Source organism: Streptomyces niphimycinicus, from assembly GCF_018883605.1.
In the GTDB taxonomy this organism is placed as follows: domain Bacteria; phylum Actinomycetota; class Actinomycetes; order Streptomycetales; family Streptomycetaceae; genus Streptomyces; species Streptomyces niphimycinicus.
Genome location: NZ_JAHLEM010000785.1, coordinates 1 through 6,475, shown reverse-complemented (window position 1 = coordinate 6,475; position 6,475 = coordinate 1). Strand labels below are relative to the sequence as shown.

At 71.9% G+C, this 6,475-nt stretch carries 1 protein-coding gene; it reads left to right on the top strand.

Annotation, left to right across the window (positions count from 1 at the left end):
* Positions 1-6,475, top strand: a 6,475-nt coding sequence (locus tag KN815_RS42660) for a type I polyketide synthase (protein ID WP_216347142.1), incomplete at both ends; no start/stop codon positions are given.

Here is a 6,475-nt window from a genome sequence, read left to right as displayed (position 1 = left end):
TGGCGGGACTCACCGAGGCCGAGATCGACCGGACCCTGCTCGACCTGGTGCGCGCCCATGCCGCCGCGGTCCTCGGGTTCGCGGGCGCGGAGGCGGTTGAGGCCGGCCGCGCGTTCAAGGACCTGGGATTCGATTCGCTCACGGCGGTGGAGTTCCGTAACCGGCTGGTGGCGGAGAGCGGGCTGGAGCTCCCGGCGACACTGGTCTTCGACTACCCGAACGCGTCGGTCCTGGCGGACCATCTGCGGGCCGAGGTGCTCGGGACGCGGGACGCGGTGGCCGCGCCGTCGGCGGTGGGGGTCCCGGTCGACGACGATCCGATCGCGATCGTCGGGATGAGCTGCCGCTTCCCGGGCGGTGTGCGCAGCCCGGAGGAGCTGTGGAACCTCGTGGCAGCCGGTACGGACGCCATCACGGACTTCCCCTCCGACCGTGGCTGGGATGTCGAGGGGATGTACGACCCCGACCCGGAGCGGTCGGGCACGTTCTACGCCCGCGAGGGCGGCTTCCTCGACGGGGCGAGCGAGTTCGACGCGGCCTTCTTCGGAATCTCGCCGCGCGAGGCGCTTGCCATGGACCCGCAGCAGCGGCTGCTGCTGGAGACCTCGTGGGAGGCGTTCGAGCGGGCCGGTATCGACCCGGCGTCCATGCGCGGCAGCCAGATCGGTGTCTATGTCGGAGCCGCGACCTCCGGTTACGGAACGGGACTGCACGAGATCCCCGAGGGGCTCGAAGGGCAGATGCTGACCGGCAGCGCCACTTCGGTCGTGTCGGGCCGCATCTCCTACACCTTCGGCCTTGAGGGACCCGCGCTGACGGTGGACACGGCGTGCTCGTCGTCGCTGGTGGCCCTGCACCAGGCCGCGCAGGCGGTGCGCCAGGGAGAGTGCTCCATGGCGCTCGCCGGTGGCGTCACCGTGATGACCAGCCCGGCCGCCTTCGTGGAGTTCAGCCGCCAGCGCGGGCTCGCCCCCGACGGCCGGTGCAAGCCGTTCGCGGACGCCGCGGACGGCACCGGCTGGTCCGAAGGTGTGGGCATGCTGCTCGTGGAGCGGCTGTCCGACGCGCGGCGCAACGGCCACCAGGTGCTGGCGATCGTGCGTGGCAGCGCGGTGAACCAGGACGGTGCGAGCAACGGTCTGACGGCGCCGAACGGGCCGTCGCAGCAGCGGGTGATCCGCCAGGCCCTCGCCAACGCCCGGCTGTCGCCGGCCGACGTTCAGGTGATCGAGGCACACGGCACGGGTACCACGCTGGGTGACCCGATCGAGGCGCAGGCGCTGCTGGCCACCTACGGCCAGGAGCGCCCGGAGGACCTGCCGCTCTGGCTGGGTTCGATCAAGTCGAACATCGGCCACACCCAGGCCGCGGCCGGTGTCGCCGGTGTCATCAAGATGGTGATGGCCATGCGGCACGGGGTGTTGCCGCGGACGTTGCATGTGGATGAACCGTCGCGCGAGGTGGACTGGTCGGCGGGCGAGGTGCGGCTGCTGACCGAGGCCGCCGCGTGGCCCGAGACCGAGCAGCCGCGCCGGGCGGGTATCTCCGCCTTCGGTGTGAGCGGCACCAACGCGCACACCATCATCGAACAGGCCCCGGTCCAGGACGAGGCGGAGTCCGTCCGGACCCCTGCCGACGACCACGGGATGGCCCCCTGGGTGCTCTCCGCCCGGAGCCCGGAAGCCCTGCGGGCCCAGGCCGAGCGGCTGCGCGCCCACCTTTCCGAAGGGGCCGAGCCCGGCGTGCTGGACATCGCCGAATCGCTGGTCGCCACGCGATCGGTGTTCGAGCACCGTGCGGTGCTGCTGGGCACCGAACGCGAGACCCTGTTGCGTGGCCTGGAGACGGTCGCCGCCGGCGACGACGCCCCCGGCATCGTCCAGGGGCAGGCGGCCAAGGCCGGAAAGACCGCGTTCCTGTTCACCGGCCAGGGTGCGCAGCGCCTCGGTATGGGCCGGGAGTTGTACGAGACGTTCCCGGTGTTCGCCCGTGCGCTGGACGAGGTGTGTGCGCACCTGGACGTGGTGCTGGACCGCCCCTTGCGGGAGGTGATGTTCGCGGCGGAGGGCAGTGCGGATGCCGGGCTGCTGGATCGGACGGCGTTCACCCAGCCCGCGCTGTTCGCCATCGAGGTGGCGCTCTTCCGGCTGCTGGAGCACTGGGGCATCACCCCGGATGTGCTGATCGGCCACTCCATCGGAGAGATCGCCGCAGCACATGTGGCGGGGGTGTTCTCGCTGGAGGACGCCTGCACGCTGGTGGCCGCCCGTGGCCGGCTGATGCAGGCGCTGCCCGAGGGTGGGGCGATGGTCGCCATCGAGGCGTCGGAGGAGGAGATCTCCGGTTCGCTCGCCGGTCGTGCGGCCGAGCTGAGCATGGCCGCGGTCAACGGCCCGAACGCCGTGGTCATCGCAGGTGACGAGGAAGCGGCGCTGGAGATCGCCGGACAGTGGGCGGAACGGGGCCGCAAGACCCGCCGCCTGCGGGTCAGCCACGCCTTCCACTCCCCGCACATGGACGCGATGCTGGACGGCTTCCGCGCGGTCGCGGAGACGCTCACCTACCACGGCCCGTCCACCGCGTTCATCTCGAATGTCACGGGTGAGCAAGCCGGTGCCGAAGAGGTGTGCTCGCCGGAGTACTGGGTGCGGCACGTGCGCGAGACCGTCCGCTTCCTCAACGGGGTGCGGACCCTCGAAGCCCGGGGCGTCACCACCTACATCGAGGTGGGCCCCGACGGCGTGTTGTCCGCGATGGCCCAGGACTGCCTGACCGAACCGGTCGACGACATCGCCGCCGAGGACGCACCGGCCCCCCTGCTGGTCCCGGTGCTGCGCAAGGACCGCCCCGAGACGCAGGCGCTCCTCGCGGCCCTCGCCGAAACACACGTCCACGGCGAAACCGTCGACTGGCGGGCCTTCTTCGCCGGACGTGGCGCCCGCCGCGTGGACCTGCCCACCTACGCGTTCCAGCACCAGCGTTACTGGCTGGAGGCCGGCACCGCGGCGGGAGACGCCGCCGCCTTCGGCCTCGACCCCGCCGATCACCCGCTGCTGGGCGGCGCGGTCCCCGTCGCGGGCACCGACAGCCTGGTCTTCACCGGAACGCTCTCGCTGCACACCCAGCCCTGGCTGGCGGACCATGTCCTGCGCGGCGAGGCGGTCCTGGCCACCACGGCCCTCGTGGAACTGGCGATTCGCGCCGGTGACGAGGTGGGCCTCGGCCATGTGGAAGAACTCGTCAGCCAGGCGCCGCTGGTCCTTCCCCGAGGGAGCGGAGTCCAGATTCAGCTCGTCCTCGGCGAGGAGGACGAGTTCGGCACCCGTTCGCTGGAGATGTACTCGCGCGTGGCCGAGCCGGTGGACGAGGACGAGGACGAGTGGATCTGCCACGCCAGCGGTGTGCTCGCCCCGGAGCCGGAGGACATCGCGACCGCCGAAGGAGCGGTGCGCTTCGCCTCCGCCACATGGCCCCCGCCCGGCGCCGAGCGCGTCGACGTGGACGGTCTGTACGAGCTGCTCGCCGAAAGCGGCCTCGTCTACGGACCTGCCTTCCGTGGCCTGCGAGCGGTGTGGCAGCGCGATGACGAGGTGTTCGCCGAGATCGGCCTGGCCGAGGAGTCCGTTGCGGAGGCCGAGCGGTTCGGGCTGCACCCGGCCCTTTTGGACGCGGCGTTGCAGCCGCTCGGCCTCGGAGTGCTGGACGGCGTGGGGCGCGGCCGCATCCTGTTCAGCCTGGCCGGCGTGTCGCTGTACGCGTCCGGCGCCTCCGAGCTGCGTGTCCGGCTTGCCCGCACGGGCCCGGAGACCCTTTCCCTGGCCGCGGTCGACGGAGCCGGCGAGGCCGTGGTCTCCGCCGACACGCTGACGCTGCGCCAGGTCGTCACGGACCAGCCGGAGCTCCCGGCGCCGGAGACGACCGAGACCCTGCCGGAGCCCGCCGTCTCACCCGAGGCGAGCGCCGACGCTCCGGCGGCCACCGAATCCCCCGTGGCCACCGAAACCCCTGCTGAGGAGACCACTGCCATGCCTGCCCGTCGACGCAGGACCGCACGGCGCACCGCCCAGCGGGGCGGACCCGAGTCCGGGTCCGGGCCGCTCGCCGCGCTGCGGGAGCGACTGGCCGGACTCTCCGAGCCCGAGCAGGACCGTGTGCTGCTCGATGTGGTCCGCACACATGTCGCGGCGGTGCTCGGACACGCCTCCGCCGACCAGGTCCAGGGCTCCCAGGCGTTCAAGGACCTCGGCTTCAGCTCGCTGACCGCCGTCGAGTTCCGCAACCGGGTGAGCAAGGCCATCGGCCTGCGCCTCCCGGCGACGGCCGTGTTCGACTACCCGACCCCCGTCGAACTGGCGAAGTTCGCCCGTGCCGAGGTCCTCGGCGCGCTGACCGGAGCGCGGCAGCCGGTGCCGGTCGCGGTGGCGGACAGCGACGAGCCGATCGTGATCGTGGGGATGAGCTGCCGCTATCCCGGAGGGGTGGCCACCCCGGAGGATCTGTGGGACCTCGTCGCCCAGGGCCGGGACGGCATCTCGCCCTTCCCGACGGACCGAGGCTGGGACGTGGAGAACCTCTACGACCCGGACCCGGACGAGCCCGGCAAGTGCTACACGCAGGAAGGTGGCTTCCTGCACGGCGCCAGCCAGTTCGACCCGGCGTTCTTCGGGATTTCGCCGCGTGAGGCGATCGCGATGGACCCGCAGCACCGTCTGCTGCTGGAAACCTCGTGGGAGGCGCTGGAGCGGGCCGGTATCGACCCGCTCTCGGCGAAGGGCAGCCAGACCGGCGTCTTCGCGGGCGTGACCTACCAGGACTACGGCGGTGTCCTCGCCGGATCCCAGGAAGCGGTCGAGGGACTCGTCGGCACCGGTGTCTCGCCGAGCGTGCTCTCGGGCCGTATCTCCTACACCATGGGCCTCGAGGGACCCGCCATGACGGTGGACACCGCGTGCTCGTCGTCGCTGGTCGCCCTGCACCTCGCATGGCAGGCGCTGCGCCAGGGCGAGTGCTCGCTGGCGCTGGCGGGCGGTGTGACGGTGATGTCCACCCCGATGTCGTTGGTCGAGTTCAGCCGGCAGCGTGCGCTCGCCTCCGACGGACGCAGCAAGCCCTTCTCGGCCGCCGCGGACGGCGCGAGCTGGGCCGAAGGCGTCGGCATGCTCGTCCTCGAGCGGCTGTCGGACGCCCGCCGCAACGGACACCCCATCCTCGCCGTGGTGCGCGGCAGCGCGGTGAACCAGGACGGTGCGTCCAACGGTCTGACGGCGCCGAACGGCCCCTCGCAGCAGCGGGTCATCCGGCAGGCGCTGGCGAACGCCCGCCTGTCGGCCGCCGAGGTGGACGCGGTGGAGGCACACGGCACGGGTACCTCGCTGGGCGACCCGATCGAGGCGCAGGCGCTGCTGGCCACCTACGGCCAGGAGCGTCCCGAGGGCCAGCCGCTGATGCTGGGCGCCATCAAGTCGAACATCGGCCACTCGCAGGCGGCCGCGGGCGTGGGCGGCGTCATCAAGATGGTGATGGCGATGCGTCACGGCGTGCTGCCGAAGACGCTGCACCTCGACGAGCCCTCGCCGCATGTGGACTGGACGGAGGGCGACGTCGAGCTGCTGGCCGAGGCCAGGCCGTGGCCCGAGACCGGGCATCCGCGGCGCGCGGGTGTGTCGGCGTTCGGCATGAGCGGCACCAATGTGCACACCATCCTGGAGCAGGCTCCGGAGATCGAGAAGGCCGAGGCCGCCGAGGCCGAGGTTGTCGATGGTCCGGTGGCGTGGGTCGTGGCGGGCAAGAGCGGCGACGCGCTTCAGGCCCAGGCCGACGCGCTGCGGGAGTTCGTGGCCGAGCGCCCGGAGCTGCGGACCGCCGATGTGGCGCTCTCCCTGGCGACGACCAGGTCCGCGTTCCAGTACCGGGCCGCGGTGACCGGGACCAGCCGCGAGGAACTCCTCGAACGCCTGGAGGCGGTGGCCCAGGGCGCGAAGGCACCGGGCGTGGTCCGCGCCAGCGCCGCCGAGGCAACTGGCCGTTCGGTGTTCGTGTTCCCGGGGCAGGGTGCGCAGTGGCTGGGCATGGCGGTGGGCTTGCTGGAGTCCTCGCCGGTGTTCGCGGAGGCGGTCGGTGAGTGTGAGTCGGCTCTGTCGGCTCATGTGGACTGGTCGCTGACGGATGTGCTGCGGGGTGCTGAGGGCGCTCCTGGTTTCGACCGGGTGGATGTTGTCCAGCCGGTGTTGTTCGCGGTGATGGTGTCGCTGGCGAAGTTGTGGCGTTCGGTGGGTGTGGAGCCGGATGCGGTGATGGGTCACAGTCAGGGTGAGATCGCGGCGGCGTGTGTGGCGGGTGCGCTGTCGTTGGAGGATGCCGCGAAGGTGGTGGCCTTGCGGTCGCAGGCGATCGCGGCGGGTCTTGCGGGCCGTGGTGGCATGGTGTCGGTCGGGCTGCCGGTCGGTCAGGTCAAGGAGCGCATTGCCGCCTGGGA